At 61.1% G+C, this 617-nt stretch carries 1 protein-coding gene; it reads left to right on the top strand.

Features of this window, described 5'->3' with window-relative positions:
- Positions 1-17: 17 nt before the first annotated feature.
- On the top strand, positions 18-617 hold a 600-nt coding region (locus EOA29_RS39205; protein WP_145970148.1), incomplete at its 3' end, for a porin.

Genomic DNA, 617 nt, shown 5'->3' with positions numbered 1-617 from the left:
TGACTGGAGGTCAGAAAATGAACATCAAGAGCCTTCTTCTCGGCTCAGCTGCGGCCCTGATCGCAGTTTCCGGCGCCCGCGCCGCCGACGCGGTGACCGTCGCCGAGCCGGAACCGGCTGAATACGTCAAGATCTGCGACGTGTACGGCTCGGGCTACTTCTACATCCCCGGCACCGAAACCTGCCTGCGCATCGGCGGCTATGTCCGTTACGACATCGGCGTCGGCGACGTCGGGTCGTTCGACGGCGCACGGTCCTTCGACCATCAGGACGGCGATGACCAGGCCACCTTCTACAAGAACGCCCGCTTCACGCTGAAGACCTGGACCGGCCAGGAAACCGAACTCGGCACGTTGAAGACCTACACCGAGACCCGCTTCAACTTCGGCAACCGCAACAACTACGGCCAGTTCACCACCAGCGATGGCATTGTCAATCTTCAAGGCAATCCCGCCTTCAACAAGGGCGTCTCGCTGAACTTCGCCTGGATCCAGCTTGGTGGCCTGCGCGTCGGTAAGGACGAATCGGCCTTCAACACGTTCATCGGCTACGCCGGCAACGTCATCCAGGACACGATCGTTCCCTACGGCGACTTCGACACCAACGTCGTGCAGTAC

Origin of the sequence: Mesorhizobium sp. M1E.F.Ca.ET.063.01.1.1 (genome assembly GCF_003998155.1) — a bacterium.
Lineage (GTDB): Bacteria > Pseudomonadota > Alphaproteobacteria > Rhizobiales > Rhizobiaceae > Mesorhizobium.
Note: the sequence above shows the minus strand (reverse complement) of the source record. Positions and strands in the feature narration are given on the sequence as shown.